Below are 17,291 nucleotides of genomic sequence, written 5' to 3' on the forward strand. Positions count from 1 at the left end.
GAGAAGTTCGGCCCCGCCCGGGTTGGCCCGGGCGGGGTGGCTTTTCAGATGACTACTCGACGGTGACGTCGGTCAGCTTCAGGCGGTTGTCCGGGGGCGCGATAAAGCCCTTGACCCGCTTGTTGATGCCGAAGATGGCGTTGCTGTTGTAGAGCGGCAGTTCGAGCGCGCGTTCCGACGCATAGGCGCCGACTTCGCGGAGGATCTTTTCGCGGGCCGCACGATCTGTCAGTGGACGCTGCGATTCCAGCAGCTTGTCCAGCTTCTCGTCCTTGTCGTACGGGTTCCACTTTTCGCCCGAATGGTACATCGAGTAGGCGGTGTTGTCGTAGTCGAACGTCCAGCCGCCCCACTTCTGCTGGAACATCGCGCCGGTCTTGCCCTGCGGGATGATGTCGTTCAGCAGAACGTTGGTTTCGTAAGGCTTGATAGTGGCGGTGATGCCGACCATCGACAGGTAGCTCGAAATGACCTGCGCCACTTCGTTCATCGTCGCATCATTGCCGCGGATATCGATCTGCAGCGTCGCACCCGTCTTCACGCCGGCTTCGGCAAGCAGGTTCTTGGCACCGGCCGGATCGTAAGGGATTGCCTTGAGGTCCGGATCGAAGCCGAAGGAAAGCGCGCTCTGGAAGCTGGTGATCTCGGAGGCCTGGCCGGCGAGGATCGACTTGACGATCGTGGCGCGATCGACAGCCATGATGATCGCCTTGCGCACCTTTGGGTCGGCAGTGATGCCGTCGCGGGTGTTGAAGCGCAGCGCGTCGACAGTCGGGCCGGGAACGGAAACGATTTCCAGCTTGTTGTCGCCTTCGATGACCGGCAGCATGCCGATCGGAATGGTCGGCGGGATCACCAGATCGACGCGGCCAGCCTGCAGTTCGGCAACAGCGGTTGCTGGCTCAGCGATAAATCGGAACTGGAGTTCCGACAGTTTCGGCGCGCCGCCCCAATAGTCGGCATTGGCTTCGAGCTTGATGTCGACCTTGGGCTGGTAGGACACGAACTTGAACGCGCCCGTGCCGATCGGGTTGAGGTTGAAATTGTCCTCACCCTTTTCCTGGATGTATTTCGGCGGAACGATCATCGCGCCGTAACCGGCAAGCTTGGTCAGAAGAACCGGATCGGCAGCCTTGAGCTTCAGATCGACTGTGTAATCGTCGATGACCTCGACGCTCTCGATCGAGATGTAGTTCGAACGCTGCGGACCCTTGGCACCCTGTTCGCCGAGAAGGCGCTCGAAGGTAAACTTGACGGCGGCCGCGTTGAAGGGCTCGCCGTTGTGGAACTTCACATTCTGGCGCAGCTTGAAGCGGATCCGCTTTCCTTCGTCGAGTTCTTCCCAGGATTCAGCGAGACCCGGAACCAGCTTCAGGTCCGGACCACGATAGGTCAGTCCGTCGAAGATGTTGGTGGCAACGGCCGCCCACTGCACGAGAAACGTATCGATCGGATCCCAGCTGCCCGGATCCTGCGGGCTCGAAATGGTCAGCTTTCCGGCAGCGAACGCAGGCGCCGACGCAAAGGCAGTCGAGAGCGCAAGCGCCACTGCGGTCGCCTTCAGTCCCCGTTTGATTGTTGTCATTGATCTGTTCCTCTTCAGATGGTTGCGATTGTGTCGCTGGTTTCAGGCGCTCTTCGCGACGAAGTGGCCTGGATTAATTTCCTCGTGCACGAGGATGGCGGGCTCGTCACCGACGCGCCTCACCGGATTGGGAATTTCGCCCTCGATCATCGCCGACTGGCGGGCAACGGTCGGATCGGCGACCGGTACCGCGGACAGAAGGCGACGGGTGTAATCGTGGGCAGGCGTCTCGAAAACCTGGCGCCGTGAGCCAAGTTCCATGATCTGGCCGAGAAACAGAACCGCGACGCGGTGGCTCATCTTCTCGACGACGGCCATGTCATGGCTGATGAACAGGTAGGCGAGACCGCGTTCGGCCTGCAGGTCCATGAACAGGTTGATGATCTGTGCCTGGATCGACACGTCGAGCGCCGACAGCGCCTCGTCGGCGATGATCAGCTTCGGATCGGAGGCGAGCGCGCGGGCAATGCAGACGCGCTGCCGCTGGCCGCCGGAAAACTCGTGCGGATAACGGGTCGCGACGTCGGAGGTGAGGCCGACACGCTCCAGCAGTTCGTCGACGCGGCGGCGGACGGCCTTGGCATCGGAGATAAGGCTGTGTGTGTTGATCGGCTCTGCGATCGAGAAGCCGACGGTCTTGCGCGGGTCGAGCGAGGCGAACGGGTCCTGGAAGATGTACTGCACATCCTGGCGCAAGCGGAATCGCTCGGCAGCGGACATCGACGAGAAGGTTCGGCCATTGAAGGCAATGTCGCCGGACATGGCAGACTGAAGCTGCTGGATCGTCCGGCCGATCGTCGACTTGCCCGATCCGCTTTCGCCAACCAGTGCCAGCGTCTCACCGGGGTTGATGTCGAAACTCACTTTCTGCACGGCGCTCAAGCGATGGGTGGCCTTGCCGAACAGGTTCTTCTTGATGTCGAAGCGGACGTAGAGATCCTTGACGGACAGGAGCGGCGTTGCGCCATTCTTGACCGTGTCCTGGATCCGCTCCACGCCGACGACGGTCGGCTTGCCATCCTGCAAAATGGTCAGTGGCAGACGCTTCGGGAAAGCCTCTCCCATCATGCTGCCGAGCTTCGGCACGGCCGAAAGCAGGGCCTGAGTATAGGGATGCTGCGGGTTGGCGAAGATCTCGCGAACCGGACCTTCCTCGACTTTCTTACCCTTCCACATGACGACGACATGGTCTGCCATTTCGGCAACGACGCCCATGTCATGGGTGATGAACACCATGCCCATGCCGAGCGTCTTCTGCAGATCCCGCATGATGTTGAGGATCTGCGCCTGGATGGTAACGTCGAGCGCAGTCGTCGGCTCGTCGGCAATCAGCAGCTTCGGGCGGCAGGCAAGCGCCATCGCGATCATCACGCGCTGCCGCATGCCGCCGGACAGCTGGTGCGGAAAGCGGGTCAGAAGTTCTTCAGAGTCGGGCAGGCGCACCATGTCGAGCAGCCGGCCGGCCTCGGCCAGGGCCGCGCTCTTGCTCATCTTCTCGTGTAGGACAAGCACTTCGCAGATCTGGTCGCCGATGGTGAAGACCGGGTTGAGCGAGGTCATCGGCTCCTGGAAGATCATGGCGATCTCCTTGCCGCGGACCGACCGCATCTCTTTCTGGCTGGCTTGCAACAGGTCGCGGCCGTTGAACATGATGCGACCGGATGCATAGTTTGCACCCATCATGTCGGCGAGACGCATGGTCGACAGCGAGGTCACCGACTTGCCCGAACCGGACTCGCCGACGACCGCGACCGTCTGGCCGGCCTCGACGGTAAAGGATAGGTCGTCGACGACGCGGCTCGCGCCGAATTCGACGCTCAGGCGTTCGACCGACAGGAGCGGCTTGCTGTTTTCGGTCATGCTCATGTCCGCGTCTCCGTCTTGCTAGTGGTTCCGGGGTCGTCCGGGGCGATACGGGCAATGACTGCGCCGGCAGTCTGGGAGGATCCGGCCTTTGCCAGTAGGCTGATGATACCGTTAACAGGTGCGGTGACGGCGGTTTCCATCTTCATCACGTCCATCATGGCAACAACCTCGCCTTCACGGACGGCTGCGCCATCCTCGACATTCCATTGCACGAGCAGGCCTGGAACCGAGGCGCGAACAGCGCCGGCATCATTCTCGGCAGCGTCCGGTCCGGCGCTCGATGCCGTCGCAGGCATCTGGCCTAGCAGGCGAAGGAAATTATCGGGAATGCCGATCTCGACACGTTTGCCGTCGATCTCGACATGGCCGCGAAGAAGCCCGCTGGCGGATGCCGGGGCAGGGCGGGCAGCGTCTTCGAGCGTCTCGGCGAAATCCGTTTCGATCCAGCGCGTGTGAACGCGGAAGTCCGTGCTCGAGAAATCCGCATGATCGAGCACCGCACGGTGGAACGGCAGGACGGACGGCACGCCTTCGATCGTGAATTCGCTGAGCGCGCGGCGGGCACGGGCAATGGCCTGATCGCGCGTCGCACCCCAGACGACGAGCTTTGCAGCCAGCGAGTCGAACATCGGCGGAATGACCGAACCTGTCGTGACGCCGCTATCGAGACGTACGCCCGGCCCCGATGGCGCCGTGAAATTCGAGATCTCGCCGGCGGACGGCAGGAAGCCGCGACCGGGATCTTCCATATTGATGCGGAATTCGATCGCGTGGCCACGCGGCTCCGGCATCGTGGTCACGCTGATCGGCAGGCCTTCGGCAATGCGGAACTGTTCGATGACGAGGTCGAGACCGGTAGTCTCTTCGGTGACCGGATGTTCCACCTGCAGGCGGGTATTCACCTCGAGGAAGGAGATGACGCCATCGGCGCTGAGCAGGAATTCGACTGTGCCGGCACCGGTATAGCCGGCCTCCGCGCAGATATCGCGCGAGGCCGCGTGGATCGTTTCGCGCTGCTCGTCCGAGAGGAAGGGGGCTGGCGCTTCCTCGACGAGCTTCTGGTTACGACGCTGCAGCGAGCAATCGCGGGTACCGACGACAACCACATTGCCGTGGCTGTCGGCCAGAACCTGAGCTTCGATATGTCTTGGGCGGTCCAGGAACTGCTCGACGTAGCACTCACCACGACCGAAGGCCGCGACCGCTTCGCGCGTAGCCGATGAGAACAGTTCTTCGACCTCATCGAGATCGCGCGCGATCTTCATTCCGCGTCCGCCACCGCCATGCGCCGCCTTGATGGCGATCGGCATGCCGAATTGCCGTGCGAAAGCCAGGGCCTCGGCAGGCGAGGTGATTGCGCCGTCGCTACCGGCAACCAGCGGTGCGCCGACCTTTTGGGCGATCGCGCGGGCCTGGAGCTTGTCGCCGAGCGCCTCGATCACGTGAGGGGCAGGGCCGATCCAGATCAGCCCGGCATCGATGACAGCCTTTGCGAATTCCGCGCGCTCGGAGAGAAAGCCATATCCCGGATGCACGGCGTCGGCGCCGGAGCGCTTTGCGACGGCGATCAGCTTCTCGATGTCGAGGTAGGTTTCCCGGGCCGTGGCACCGTTCAGGGAATAGGCCTCATCGGCCTGCGCCGCGAACATCGCATCGGCATCGGCGTCCGCGTAGACGGCAACCGAGGTCAGGCCGTAATCCTTGCAGGCCCGAATGATCCGCACCGCGATCTCGCCGCGGTTAGCTATCAGAACCTTCTTCATGGGTATTTTCCTAAGATGGACCGGGGAGCGAAGGCGCTGATCGCGTTGAAACGGATCTTCGCTCCGACAGGGATCTGGCCTGCGAGATCGAGATGATGGCGGGCGACATTGGCAATGACCGGATAACCGCCGGTCAGCGGATGATCGGCAAGGAACAGCACCGGCTGACCGCTCGCCGGCACCTGAAGCGCGCCGCGCACGGTCGCCTCGCTCGGCAACTCTGCGTGGTTCTGGCGCTCCAGCGCTTCGCCTGAAAGACGGATGCCGACCCGGCTTGATTGCGGTGTCACCGACCATTCCTGGGACAGGAAATTCTCGACGGCGCTTTGTGTGAACCAGTCGGTGCGCGGCCCCATCACTACGTCGAGAACGACGGTCTCCACAGTGTCCGGCATGTCGAACGCCGGTAGTTCTGGCGCAGCAACGGTCGATCCCAGCACCGGCGGGTGAATTCCGATAACGGCGCCCGCGCCAAGTGCTGCAGGGCCGATCTGCGCCAGGGTATCCGTCGCCGCGCTCCCGAGAACCGGCGTCACGTCAAAGCCGCCGCGCAGGGCCAGATAGGAGCGCATGCCGGCCGTCGGCTGTCCGAGCGAAACGATGTCGCCGTCATCGAGCGCGATTGCCTCGCCATGGGCTACCGACAGCTTTTGGCCAAAGGTGGTGACAATCGTGATCGGAGCGAGTGCACCCGTCACCGCCATCACGCCGCGGCCGCGCATGCGAAAACGGAAGCCGCCAAGGGAGATCTCCAGCGCCGGCGTGCCGACCGGATTGCCGACGAGGCGGTTGGCGGCCTTGAAACTGCTGCGATCGACTGCGCCAGATACGCTGATGCCCTGGTTTGCTTGGCCTGCGCGGCCGAGATCCTGAAACAGGACCGGCAGGCCGACGGCCAGAACCTCGATTGCGCAGTTTGAATAGCTTGCCGCAACCGGAGCAGTCGCAGTTTTCGCAGGGGCCGAAACTTCGTAGGCTTTGTCGGTCGCCATATCGCGAAAACGCACGCGACTTCCCGGCTGGAGAAGCGAGGCGGGTGCGCGATCAATATCGAACATGGCAAGCGGCGTCGTGCCGATCAACTGCCAGCCGCCTGGGCTGGTCTTGGGATAGACGCCACTGAATTCTCCGGCAAGGCCGACGGCGCCGGCTGGAACCCGTGTCCGGGGCGATTTGCGTCGGGGTACGTTAAGCCGCTGATCGCCGCCAGAGAGATAGGCGAAACCGGGCGCAAAGCCGGTAAAGGCTGCGACATACTCGCTTTCGCCATGCAGGCGAATGACCTCAGTGACGCTCAGGCCGAGGATGCCAGCAACTTCGCCAAGATCCTCGCCATCGTAGCGAACCGGGATTTCAACGAGCGGGCCGGAAGCCGCCTTGCGCTCGCCCCCGGCGAGTGCAGCAACCGCATCCGTCAGGGCTTCGTTGGAGATCACGCCCGGATCGAAGGCAATCAGCAGCGTGCGGGCTGCCGGAATGATCTCGCGGATACCGTCGACTGGGTTGGTATCCAGCGCATCGAACAGCGCCAGCGCCTCACCGAGATCGGCCAATTCGACCAGAACACTGTCGTCGCGCACGGGCAGAAAACGCATGGACTTATCACGAGGCATGGAAGGGGAAGCGATGTTCATGCTGGGTTATGCAGCCGGCGCGAACGGCTGGACGGCGAGGCCCGACTGTTCGAGAAGCGCGCGCAGCCGCTGTGCGATCGCAACCGCTCCGGGGCTATCGCCATGCACGCAGATCGACTGGGCATCGATCTTCGTCACCGTGCCATCGATGGCCTCGATCACACCGTCGCGGACCATGCGCAGCATCCGCTGGGCCACCAGTTCGGGATCATGCAGGACCGAACCTTTTTCACGGCGTGAGACAAGGTTGCCTTCAGGCGTATAGGCGCGATCGGCAAAGGCCTCGGCAACAACGGTCAGGCCGGCACTACGGGCCTGCTCAACCAGCTGTGAACCGGCCAGCGCCATCAGCACCAGCGAGGGATCGATGGCACGGATTGCCGCGATGACGTCGGCTGCCTGCCGCGCGTCGATGGCGATCGTATTGTAGAGCGCGCCATGCGGCTTCACATAGGTAACGCGGGTGCCGGCCGCCTTGGCCAGGCCCTGCAGCGCGCCGATCTGATAGATCACGTCGCCAATCAGTTCGTCGCTCGAAGGATCCATGTTGCGACGGCCAAAGCCTGCCAGATCGCGATAGCCGACATGCGCACCAATCGCCACGCCACGTTCTGCGGCGGCCTTCACTGTCTTGAGGATCCCTGCTGGATCGCCGGCGTGGAAACCACAGGCGACGTTGGCGCTGCTCACCACGTCGAGCATGGCGCAATCGTCACCCATCTTCCAGGCGCCGAAGCTCTCGCCCAAGTCACTGTTGATGTCGATGGTCAGCATACTGTCAGCGCACCCTCATCCTCGTTGACTAGACGCTAACAAAGGCGAACAATGCTGTCCAGAGTGTTGAACAATTTTTATATGTTGCTCTACAGTTAGGCAAATGCGCAATAATGATGCGTCACCCGCGTTTTGCACGGTTTAGTGGACCATGCAGGTTCGAGTTCGGCTCATTTCGCTTGTGACGGGGTTCGAAGCGCTTTACCGAAAATTGAGACGAGATCCGGAGCGAGGGGCAAAGGCTTGGCTGAACGCAAACTGCAAGGCGCTGATAAAGGCGTGCTTTCTGTTCCAGACGGCAACGGTCCAGTGATTGCGCGTCCGGGCGAGCCGGTGCAGACGCTTGCCGAAAGCGTTGCCAGTCGTATCCGCGAACAGGTTATCTCCGGCAGGCTTACTCCCGGCAGTCACCTTTCAGAATTGACGCTTAGCGACGAGATGCAGGTATCACGCAACACGTTGCGCGAAGTATTCCGCATTCTGACCAAGGAAGGGCTGCTGCGATACGAAGCCAATCGGGGCGTTTTCGTTTCGACGCCCAGCATGGCAACAATCATCGATATCTACCGCGTCCGGCGGGTTATCGAATGCTCGGCAATTGCCAATGCGCATCCGCGCCATCCGGGCGTGGCCAAGATGAGGGAGGCCGTCGAGGCGGCGGCACTCTCGCGGGAGACGAAGGACTGGTTGAGCGTCGGTACTGCCGATATCGCATTCCATTCCGCCGTCGTCGAACTCGCGGACAGTTCACGCCTTTCGGCCTTCTACGCACAGATATCGCTGGAACTGCGGCTCGTCTTCGGCCTACTGCGCGATCCGGAGCTGCTGCATGGTCCGTTCATCGACCAGAACCTCGAGATCCTCACCGAACTGGAAGCGGGTCGCGCGCAGGAAGCATCCATCATGCTCGAGGCCTACCTCCTGCGCGCCGAACGGCTCATTCTGGGCGCCTATGCGCGCGTGACGAAGTAACGCTTTAGTCTTCGAATTCGACCATCACGCCGGGCTTCACCATGCTGGCCAGTTCCTCGGCGTCCCAGTTCGTGAGACGCACACAACCGTGCGAGCCCGCCTTATCGATCAGCGACGGCTCTGGTGTGCCGTGGATGCCGTAGGTCGGCTCAGACAGATCGATCCAGACCGTTCCGACCGGATTGTTGGCACCGCTCGGGAGTGTGAGCTTGGACTTGTTTTGTCCCTGCTGGAAGTTGATTTTTGGATTGTATTCATAGGTCGGGTTACGGGCGACGCCGTTGACCTTATGCTTGCCGGAGGGGGAAGGATTATCCTCGCTCCCGATCGTGGCCGGATAAACCGCGATGATAGCATTCTGATCGTCGTAAGCGACCAGTTGTCCTTCCTTGCGACGAGCTTCTATCCGTTTGACGACGCCGGCGCGGGGCGCACCGATGTTGGCGACCAAGATGGTTTCGCCGGCCTCGAATTTCGCCGATGGGTTCAGCGCATGCACGAGGTCCACGTCCATATGGAACCGCTCGGCGAGCTTTTCAGCGACGCTGGTAAAGCCAAGATGCTCCATCTTGGCCTGTTCGGCATAGTCCTTCGGAATCTCGGCGACGATGTCTGCAGTATCATCGGGATCGATCTGGTATGGACCGATGACATGCTGATCCTCTGTCAGACGGGTAACCACGTCGGGGTCGACTTTCCCGTCGACGGGAAGGCTCTGCAGAGCTTCGAAACCCGCGACAGCCTTGCGAACATTGTTTCCGTCCAGGCCGTCGATCACGCCCGGGGAAGCGCCGGCGCGATCGAGGAGAACCTGAAGGTGAATGATCGCGGGATCCGGGGCAGGCTTCTCCTGCTGCTGGACGGGCTCTGGCGGAACAGCCGCAATATTCGCGTTGTTGACCGCCTCAGCGGTCAATTCCTGCGCTTGCGCGGCTCCGAATGTGATTGAGGATAGAAGCGAGACGAGCAGGATTTTGTTTTTCATGGCGTTAGAAGGCGTGAGTCCGACCGAAGTTCCGTCGATTTAGAAATTCTGGTCGGGCAAGCGGCTTGGACAGCCACAGAACGCGCCAACCGTTATCCTGACGACGGGTTTACAGCCCGCGAATATCGAGCCGTCCCGACTTCTGCATGTCTTCGAACCAGCGCTTTTCGGCGGCCCAGGCATGACCGTCCCAGCCTTCGAACGAAAAGCCCGCCACGATCACAGGCGATGCATCTTCCGGGCGATTGAGGAGGGTTTCGAACGCATAGACAAAGCCCGAGCTCAAGGCTGCGTCCGGCGCCGCGCCACGTGCCTCCAGCTCCTGTCGGGCCTGATCGTGAACGGATTGCTCGATATAGCGCACGCGTTTTCCGATGCCCTCCAGCAACGACGTCAGCTCCAAGGCGCCGCATTCGTCGCCGGGATCCGAACTCGGCGGAAAAACCAAGGTAATCAGTGCGGCTTTTCGCATCGCGGGGCGATTGGTGAACTCCGGGTCGGCCAGCCATTCGGTCGCCTGTCCGCCGCGGCTGACGAGAACCAGTTCGGAGATCTCCGTCCCCGAGACGTCCATGAACCCAGCGGTATTGTTAAAGCGCGTGACCCAGTCACAGCGATCCGTCATCTGCCCGGCATCGACGAAGTCAGGAGAGTTGCCGATGATCGCGATATGGCTTTCGTCTCGGATGTTTGTCTCGTCCTTCACGGTTTTGCCTTTCCGGACTTGGCTATTGCCTGCCGGTAGAGCGCCATGGTCTCGCGACCGAGATAGGGTCTATCGAAACGGCCGGCGGCCAGCACGGCGCGGTGATGCAGTTGTTCGCGCAACTGTGGCGACTGGATAAGGGATCGCAATGAGGCTGCGATGTCCTGGGGAAGCGTTCGTTCCGCGAGTAGCCCGGCTCCGGTCGCTCCGACGAATTCCCGCGCGCTCGGATCTTCAGCCGATGCGACCACGGGCCGCCCGAACGCAATCGCCTCCTGGTAAACCAGTCCGAAGCTTTCGTATCGCGACGGTGCCGCAACGATATGAGCCTGCCGATAGAGGTCGTGGAGCATTTCGTCGGGTTGGCGGCCCAGGGCGGTTACCCGTTCGCGCGCAACAGCGCTCATCTGCGACGGCAGATCGACGGACGGCACGCCGAGCAGATTGACGTGAAACGGAGGAAGTGTTCCGGAAGCGACTTCGGCGGCCAGGAGCTCTACCGCGCCCATCAGCTCTGCAAAACCCTTGCGCTGTTCCGCACGTCCGACGAACAGGATTCTGACAGGTTCCTCTCCAGCCGGGTAGGGCGATGACTGTGCCGTCTTCAGCAATTCAGGCGGCAGCGAAAGACCGATCGTCCGATGCGGTATTTGGCTGTTGATCTTATAGAGGTCGACGATCCGTCGACCGTGTTCGTCCGTATTGGAGATCAGCCCGGCGCTCGACCCTGCCTGCTTCTTTTCCAGCAAGTCCGCAGCAGCCGCGTCCAGCTTGTCTCGAACCGGCAGCTCAGCCATCCTGCTCCAGGCAGCGGGCGTCGAATTGCGCGTCACAAGCGCAAATCCGTGGCGACCCGTCAGCAAACTCGCTGGCGCGTACCAGTTGGTTGCTTCCACCACGTCGAAGGGCTTTGCCGCATGATCACGCAAAACGGCCTGGCGGAACCGCAGCGGTGCGGCGGCGTGACCGATCGCAGCCCATTTGCGCAGGCGTCCGATACGGGATTGATCCGAGATATCACAACCGACGACGCGAACGCCGTCTATGTCCTCGGCTCCCGAGCGATCGAGCGTAAAGACAGTCACGTCGCAGCCCTCGCCAGAGAGCGCCATAGCGATCTCCCTGGCCGCCGTCGAAAGTCCGCTTGGAGACGGCGGGTAGTCCCAGGCGAGAAGGGCTGTCCGCATCACGACTTCAGCATCCTCTTGTATATCTCGATATAGTCCCGCGCCATGCGGTCTGCGGTAAAGCGCTCCTCGAACCGGGCGCGGATGCGGCGGCGATCGAGGCTTCCCACCTTGTTGACCGCTTCGACTGCCTGCGCTTCGTTCTCGACGATAAAGCCGGTGACACCGTCTTCCACCACTTCGGAGACCGAACCCTTGTTCCACGCAATCACGGGCGTGCCGCAGGCCATGGCCTCGATCATGACCAGACCGAACGGTTCCGGCCAGTCGATCGGAAACAGCAGCGCTGTCGCACCGCGGAGCAGCTCGCTCTTGGCCGCATCACCGACCGGGCCGACATACTCGACACCATCGCCAAGCTTCGGCCGGACATAGGTGTCGAAATAGAGCGGATTGCCGACGTCAACCGTACCGGCGAGCTTGATGGGGTGACCGCACTCGACCGCAACGTCGATTGCCTTGTCCGGCCGCTTCTGGTCGGTCATGCGCCCGATGAAGGCGAGATAGGACCCGGGCTCAAAGGAGGGCTCGAAGCGGTCTCCGTCGACGCCGTGAAGGACGACGCCAGCGCGGTTGGCTTCTGGGATCCCACGTTGCTGGGACGCTGAAATGGCCGCGACCGGCAGGTCGGGGAAGGCATTGAAGAACAGCTTCCGGTCAAGCTCGTCGACGCGCCAATGGATCGTTGTCAGCGATTTCGAGCGCTGATCGCCCAGCAGGGTCGCGTGAAAGAACTCGCCGTGGAAATGCAGGATGTCGAACTCGTCGAGCCGCTGGCGAACCTCATCCAACGTCACGCTTTCGAGCACTGCCGGTATCGAAGGCGGCACGGTGCCGTGTTCGCTCTCCAGAAACTGCAGGCTCGGCAGGGACCCGATACGGGTGACCGGCGTGGTGCTGTCGGATGCCGCAAACAGGGTAACCTCACAACCCTGGCGTTGCATCGCTACGCAGAGATCGTGGATCACACGCTCCGTTCCGCCATGATCGCGGGGAGGAACGGGGAAGATACTTGGTGCAACCTGCGCAACCCTTATCGGCTTCGGGAGTTCCGGTGCGCATTCTAGCATTTTGTATCCTTGTTGCTCAGAAAGGTTGTGTATGTTCGTTCTTCATGTCGCACTTCAAGGGTGTCTGCGCGGAAATAATGTCGAGTATGGGCTAACGGCCGATACCGGCGGGCATATCCGCTACTTGATGGATCTTGTCGGCGCCTGTGAAGCCTCTGACACCGACTCCAAAATAGTGATCGCAACGCGTGCCTTCGAAGGCCACGGCGAGGACTATCAGCGGCCTTCCGAGGTCGTGAGCCCCCAGATTTCGATTGTACGGTTGCGTACCAATCGCCCCGATTATGTCAGCAAAGAGGATATGCATGCGGAGGTTGCATCCTTCAGCGACGCGCTGATCGCGCACCTTCGCGAACATGGGCTTCCTGACATTCTCCATGCGCATTACGCCGACGCTGCGGTCGTCGCTGCGCGGATCAAAACAGAATTGGGCATCCCTTTCGTTTTCACGGGGCATTCGCTCGGCAGGGTGAAAATTGCGGCCATGCCGGAAATCGCATCGGACGCATCCATGACGCATCGTCTTGCGGCGGAAGAATGCGCGCTTGAACAGGCGTCCCTGATCATTGCGTCCTCGCGCGACGAGTCTGAGCTGCAGTACAAGGGGTATGACAACTACGACGCCGGCAAAATCCGCGTGCTTCCGCCCGGCAGCGACCTTGATGCTTTTCAGGGCGCCCAGTCATCGGAAACTGTCGAGGTCCAGCTCGCCCGTTTCCTCGCTGAACCGGAAAAGCCTGTCTTGCTTGCCATCGCGCGCCCGGTCACCAAAAAGAACCTGATCGGGCTTGTACGGGCCTACGGAAAATCGCCAGCGCTCCAGGAAGCTGCGAACCTTGTGATCCTCGCCGGCAACCGCTGCGAAATCGACGAGCTCGAACCGGATCTCGCGGACAACCTGCGCGAAATCCTTCATCTCGTCGATACCTACGATCTGTACGGCAAGATCGCCTATCCGAAGATGCATCGACCGGATCTGGTGCCAGCCTATTATGCCTATGCTCGCGATCGCGGTGGCATTTTCGTCAATCCGGCACTCAACGAACCGTTCGGATTGACGCTTCTGGAAGCCTCGGCCGTTGGTCTGCCTTTGATCGCGACTGACAGCGGCGGCCCCAATGATATCGTCGAGACCTGCGGCAACGGTGTCTTGATAGACCCGCGCGACGAGGACGGTCTTGCTTCCGCAGCGCTGAAAATCCTGGGCTGCTCCGAAACGTGGCAGACTTACTCCAAGGCCGGCGAACGTGCTGTCGCCTGCTATGACTGGGCGCGACATACCGAACGGTATCACGGCCTGCTCGCGGAGCTGATCGACAAGCCCGCAGCCAAGACGGAAAAGCCCTCGCAGCTACTGATCAGCGACATCGACAACACCCTGGTGGGATCGGTTCCGCATCTGCACGCCTTTGGCAATTGGCGGCGACAGCAGAGTGGATTGTCTTTCGGGGTCGCGACCGGTCGTTCCTTCCACAGCGCCATGGCCATTCTCGAACAGGAGGATGTGCCGAGGCCGGAAGTCATGATCACCTCGGTCGGATCCGAGATCTATCACCTGAGCGAGAACGGCGTCTCCTACGAGTATGACCGGCATTGGGCCGAGCGCATCGCCGTGAACTGGGACCGAAGCGGCATCGAGAGAGTTCTGCGCAAGGCAGGCTTCCTCACCCCGCAGGCATCGCTCGAACAGCGCGATTTCAAGCTCAGCTATTTCAGTGACCGCTCGAGCGGCGTCGTGGCACGCATCAAGGAACTGCTGGAAAAGGCAGGTTTGCGCGCGTCGGTGATCCACAGCCATCGACGGTACCTCGACGTCCTGCCGCTCAAGGCTTCAAAAGGGACGGCCGTTGACTACGTCCGTCGTGGTGCTGGACTGTCTGAAAACATGGTATTCGTCGCCGGCGATTCCGGCAACGATATCGAGATGCTTCAGGCCATCCCGCAGTCGATCATCGTAGCCAACTACTCGGATGGACTGGCCACGCTTCCTGCACTCAGCCATTCCTATATCGCTTCAGAAACCCACGCGGCAGGCATTATCGAAGGTGTTCTCCACTTCCGCAGACAGGCGGAGGCTGAATGTCTCTCAGTGTCCTGACCCTGGTTCGTGGCCGCGAGCGACATCTCGCCAACCTGATGCGCAGCCTTGGGGAGCAGTCGTGCCTTCCCAAGGAGCTCGTGATCGCCTGGATGCAGCCGGAGCCTTTCGAGGATCTGCCGAGCCTGCCGTTTCCGGTCAAGCACGTGTTCGTCGAGGGAGAGGACTTGCCGCTTGCCAAGGCGCGGAACGCGGCGGCAAACGCGGCGTCGGGGGACACACTCATGTTTCTCGATGTTGACTGCATCGCGTCGCCAACGGTTGTTGAATCCTACTCTGCCGCCTTGAACGAGCATGACGGTATCTGTCTGAGCGAAGTTCTGTATCTGCCGGCAGAAGTGACCGATTTCCGGGGAGACTACGGTGTGCTCGACGAGCTCGGCAAACCGCATGTCTCCAAGCCTCGGTTTCCTGAATTCGGCCGTGTCGAGCAGGAACCGGATGGCGGCCAGCTTTGGGGCCTGTCCTTCGCGCTGCGAAAAAGCACGTGGCAAGCGATCGGCGGTATGGATGAGCGCTTCGTCGGTTATGGCGGGGAAGAAACCGACTTCGCCGCATCGGCAGAGCAGGCCGGAGTGAAGACCTACCGGGTGGGTGGCGCGCGCGTCTACCACCAGCATCACCCGGTCCTCATACCGCCTCTGCACAACTTCGACCCGATCCTTCGCAATGCCCGCCTCTTTCAGGAAAAGCATGGCCGCTGGTGCATGGGCTACTGGCTTGGCCAGTTCCGCGAGGCGGGGCTGATCCGATGGGAGGAGGATGGCGATGCGCTGGACGTCCTGCGCTTTCCGGACCCGACTGAAATTGAGGCCGCGCGACAGCCCGGTACCGTTCTGTATTCATAGGAATTATCGAGTATGAAAAAGCCAATCGCGTTTTTCGCCCATCATCAGGGCCGCGGACATGCCAACCGGATCATGGCCATTGCCGAGCATTTCAGCCAGGACAGGCAGGTCTCTGTTCTGACGGCCGGGCCGGACTATTTCGAGTCCGTAAGCTCAAGCGTCGAAGTCGTCGCGTTGCCGAACATGATCGGCGAAATGGTCCCGACCGCGCGGCTGTTCGATGAGCCTACACCATCTGTCATGCACTGCGTTCCCTTGGGCCTGCCGTCGATGCGGAAAACGATGCGCACCATCGTCGAGCATCTCGACGACCGCGATATTGGTCTGTTTGTCGTGGACGTGTCGTCGGAGATCGGAATGTTGGGTCGGATCTGCTCCACCCCAACAGTTCAGATGCGCCTCCACGGCGACCGCAACGACGTCGGTCATATCGGATCCTACGAAGCGATGGTCGGCATTCTGGCGCCGTTCGACGAGCGTATGGAGCAGCAGGACTATCCGCGCCATCTTCGCGACAAGACGTTCTATACGGGTGGTCTTTGCACCACCCGCGATCAGGTTCTGTCCCGTGCAGAGGCACGCCAGAGACTTGGGCTGCCCTCGGATCAGAAGATCGTGCTGGTCATGACAGGTGGCGGCGGCAGCGGCACGCCCTATGCGCCGCTGACGATTGCCGCACGGGCCGTCCCGGATGCGCTGTGGCTCGTCGCCGGTCCTGTTCTGCGGGAAGGCCATGAGACGGATTTCCCCAATTTGAAGGAACTCGGCTGGGTCGACAACGTCACGGACCATATCGCAGCGGCCGATATCGTTGTGGCCTCCGCTGGCGACAACACGGTTCATGAGATTGCGCGTGCGGCCCGGAAATTCGTGGTGATGCCCGAATGGCGGTATTTTTCCGAACAGCATCGCAAGGCATCCGAGCTCGTCCGACTTGGTGCAGCGGTTTCCGCTCCATACTGGCCGGGAGATTACGAGGGATGGCGGGGGCTTCTGCAGCGTGCCGAAGAGCTCGACACGGAAGCACTTGCAACTCTGCACGAGCCGGCCGCTGCGGCCAGGGCCGCAAACTGGCTGGAAGAGCTCTGCGACCAGCTCTGGATGGGTGATGCGCGGCGTATTGCAAGCCCGTTGCTCAAGGTCGTCTGATCATGGTCACGTTGACGACCGTCCTGCGCTCCGGGGGGCGCTACGAGCCGATCTGGGTGGAACGCCTTGCCCGCGGGGCGAGGCGGCATATTGCGGGCCTTGATCGCATCGTCTGTATCACGGATTTCGATGAGGCAATGGACGGTGTCGAGACCGTCAAATTTCGCCACGACTGGCCGAAGTGGTGGTCGAAATTCGAGGCTTTCCGTCCCGAGCTCTCCGACGATGTCAACATACTCTGCGACCTGGACACGATCTTCATGTCCTCGGCCAGCGAGCTTGCATCAAAAGGCGATGCCGTTGTGATGGAGGATCATTTCCTGAAGTCTCGAGCGTCGACCGCGTTGATGCGCTGGAACAAAGACGATTTCTCGTTTCTGTACGAGCGGTTCAAACGCGATCCGGATCACTGGATTGCGCCGGGCAGTTGCGGAACCGTTCCCAACTCCGTGCACGGCGACCAGGTCGTGGTCGACCATTTCCTACGCGACCAGCAACCGTTCCCGGGCTTCATCCAAAACGAGTATCCTGATCTACTCGATTTCTACGATCCGGTTCGCAAGAACAGCGGACCGGTACTGATCTTCATTGGGGATTCCAAGCCCGACAACGCGACGGCCGACGTCAAGGACGCATGGCTGAACAGCTAGCACT

Annotated in this window: 14 protein-coding genes; 5 read left to right on the forward strand and 9 right to left on the reverse strand. The window is 61.2% G+C overall.

Annotated features, from left to right (window positions below; all coding sequences use genetic code 11):
* Positions 1–52 precede the first annotated feature (52 nt).
* From G6K99_RS19990 to G6K99_RS20010, 5 genes are read right to left on the reverse strand one after another with little or no spacing between them, the layout of a single operon-like run.
* Positions 53–1,585, reverse strand: a complete 1,533-nt coding sequence (locus G6K99_RS19990; RefSeq protein ID WP_174197637.1) for an ABC transporter substrate-binding protein — start codon at positions 1,583–1,585, stop codon at positions 53–55.
* A gap of 42 nt (positions 1,586–1,627) precedes the next feature.
* A complete protein-coding gene (locus tag G6K99_RS19995; RefSeq protein WP_371816263.1) occupies positions 1,628–3,445 on the reverse strand; it encodes a dipeptide ABC transporter ATP-binding protein in 1,818 nt (605 codons plus the stop codon).
* A 2-nt stretch (positions 3,446–3,447) separates the two neighbouring features.
* Entirely contained in the window at positions 3,448–5,214 is a 1,767-nt protein-coding gene (locus G6K99_RS20000) for a biotin carboxylase N-terminal domain-containing protein (RefSeq protein WP_174197640.1), read from the reverse strand.
* Entirely contained in the window at positions 5,211–6,809 is a 1,599-nt protein-coding gene (pxpB, locus tag G6K99_RS20005; RefSeq protein WP_174197641.1) for a 5-oxoprolinase subunit PxpB, read from the reverse strand. The genes G6K99_RS20000 and pxpB overlap by 4 nt, the downstream gene beginning before the upstream one ends.
* Before the next feature lie 45 nt (positions 6,810–6,854).
* Positions 6,855–7,622, reverse strand: coding sequence for a LamB/YcsF family protein (locus tag G6K99_RS20010; RefSeq protein ID WP_174197642.1), 768 nt, complete (start codon positions 7,620–7,622; stop codon positions 6,855–6,857).
* A 309-nt stretch (positions 7,623–7,931) separates the two neighbouring features.
* On the opposite strand from G6K99_RS20010, the gene G6K99_RS20015 reads away from it, so the two are divergent.
* Positions 7,932–8,594 (forward strand): GntR family transcriptional regulator, encoded by a 663-nt coding sequence (locus G6K99_RS20015; protein WP_174197900.1) that lies wholly within the window; start codon positions 7,932–7,934, stop codon positions 8,592–8,594.
* A 4-nt stretch (positions 8,595–8,598) separates the two neighbouring features.
* Here the strand turns inward: G6K99_RS20015 and G6K99_RS20020 are convergent, their stop codons facing one another.
* The 4 genes from G6K99_RS20020 to G6K99_RS20035 all read right to left on the reverse strand — a co-directional run bounded on the left by G6K99_RS20020 (position 8,599) and on the right by G6K99_RS20035 (position 12,542).
* Positions 8,599–9,579, reverse strand: coding sequence for a L,D-transpeptidase (locus G6K99_RS20020; RefSeq protein ID WP_174197643.1), 981 nt, complete (start codon positions 9,577–9,579; stop codon positions 8,599–8,601).
* A gap of 109 nt (positions 9,580–9,688) precedes the next feature.
* Complete coding sequence (locus G6K99_RS20025; RefSeq protein WP_174197644.1) at positions 9,689–10,285, reverse strand: hypothetical protein; 597 nt, start codon at positions 10,283–10,285, stop codon at positions 9,689–9,691.
* Positions 10,282–11,472, reverse strand: a complete 1,191-nt coding sequence (locus G6K99_RS20030) for a glycosyltransferase family 4 protein (protein WP_174197901.1) — start codon at positions 11,470–11,472, stop codon at positions 10,282–10,284. Before G6K99_RS20030 ends, G6K99_RS20025 begins: the two co-directional genes overlap by 4 nt.
* Positions 11,472–12,542, reverse strand: a complete 1,071-nt coding sequence (locus G6K99_RS20035) for a glycosyltransferase family 4 protein (protein ID WP_113111529.1) — start codon at positions 12,540–12,542, stop codon at positions 11,472–11,474. The genes G6K99_RS20030 and G6K99_RS20035 overlap by 1 nt, the downstream gene beginning before the upstream one ends.
* Positions 12,543–12,573: 31 nt before the next feature.
* Between G6K99_RS20035 and G6K99_RS20040 the strand changes: the two genes are divergently transcribed.
* The 4 genes from G6K99_RS20040 to G6K99_RS20055 are packed head-to-tail and all read left to right on the forward strand — an operon-like array spanning position 12,574 to position 17,287.
* A complete protein-coding gene (locus tag G6K99_RS20040) occupies positions 12,574–14,640 on the forward strand; it encodes an HAD-IIB family hydrolase (protein ID WP_174197645.1) in 2,067 nt (688 codons plus the stop codon).
* Entirely contained in the window at positions 14,622–15,488 is an 867-nt protein-coding gene (locus G6K99_RS20045) for a galactosyltransferase-related protein (protein ID WP_174197646.1), read from the forward strand. Before G6K99_RS20040 ends, G6K99_RS20045 begins: the two co-directional genes overlap by 19 nt.
* A gap of 12 nt (positions 15,489–15,500) precedes the next feature.
* On the forward strand, positions 15,501–16,637 hold the full coding sequence (locus G6K99_RS20050; RefSeq protein WP_174197647.1) for a glycosyltransferase: 1,137 nt from the start codon (positions 15,501–15,503) through the stop codon (positions 16,635–16,637).
* Between the two features lie 2 nt (positions 16,638–16,639).
* The gene (locus G6K99_RS20055; RefSeq protein ID WP_092663211.1) at positions 16,640–17,287 is read left to right on the forward strand and encodes a hypothetical protein; all 648 of its coding nucleotides are present in this window, start codon (positions 16,640–16,642) and stop codon (positions 17,285–17,287) included.
* Positions 17,288–17,291: the final 4 nt, after the last annotated feature.

Source organism: Neorhizobium sp. AL 9.2.2, from assembly GCF_013317225.1.
Classification (GTDB): domain Bacteria; phylum Pseudomonadota; class Alphaproteobacteria; order Rhizobiales; family Rhizobiaceae; genus Neorhizobium; species Neorhizobium soli.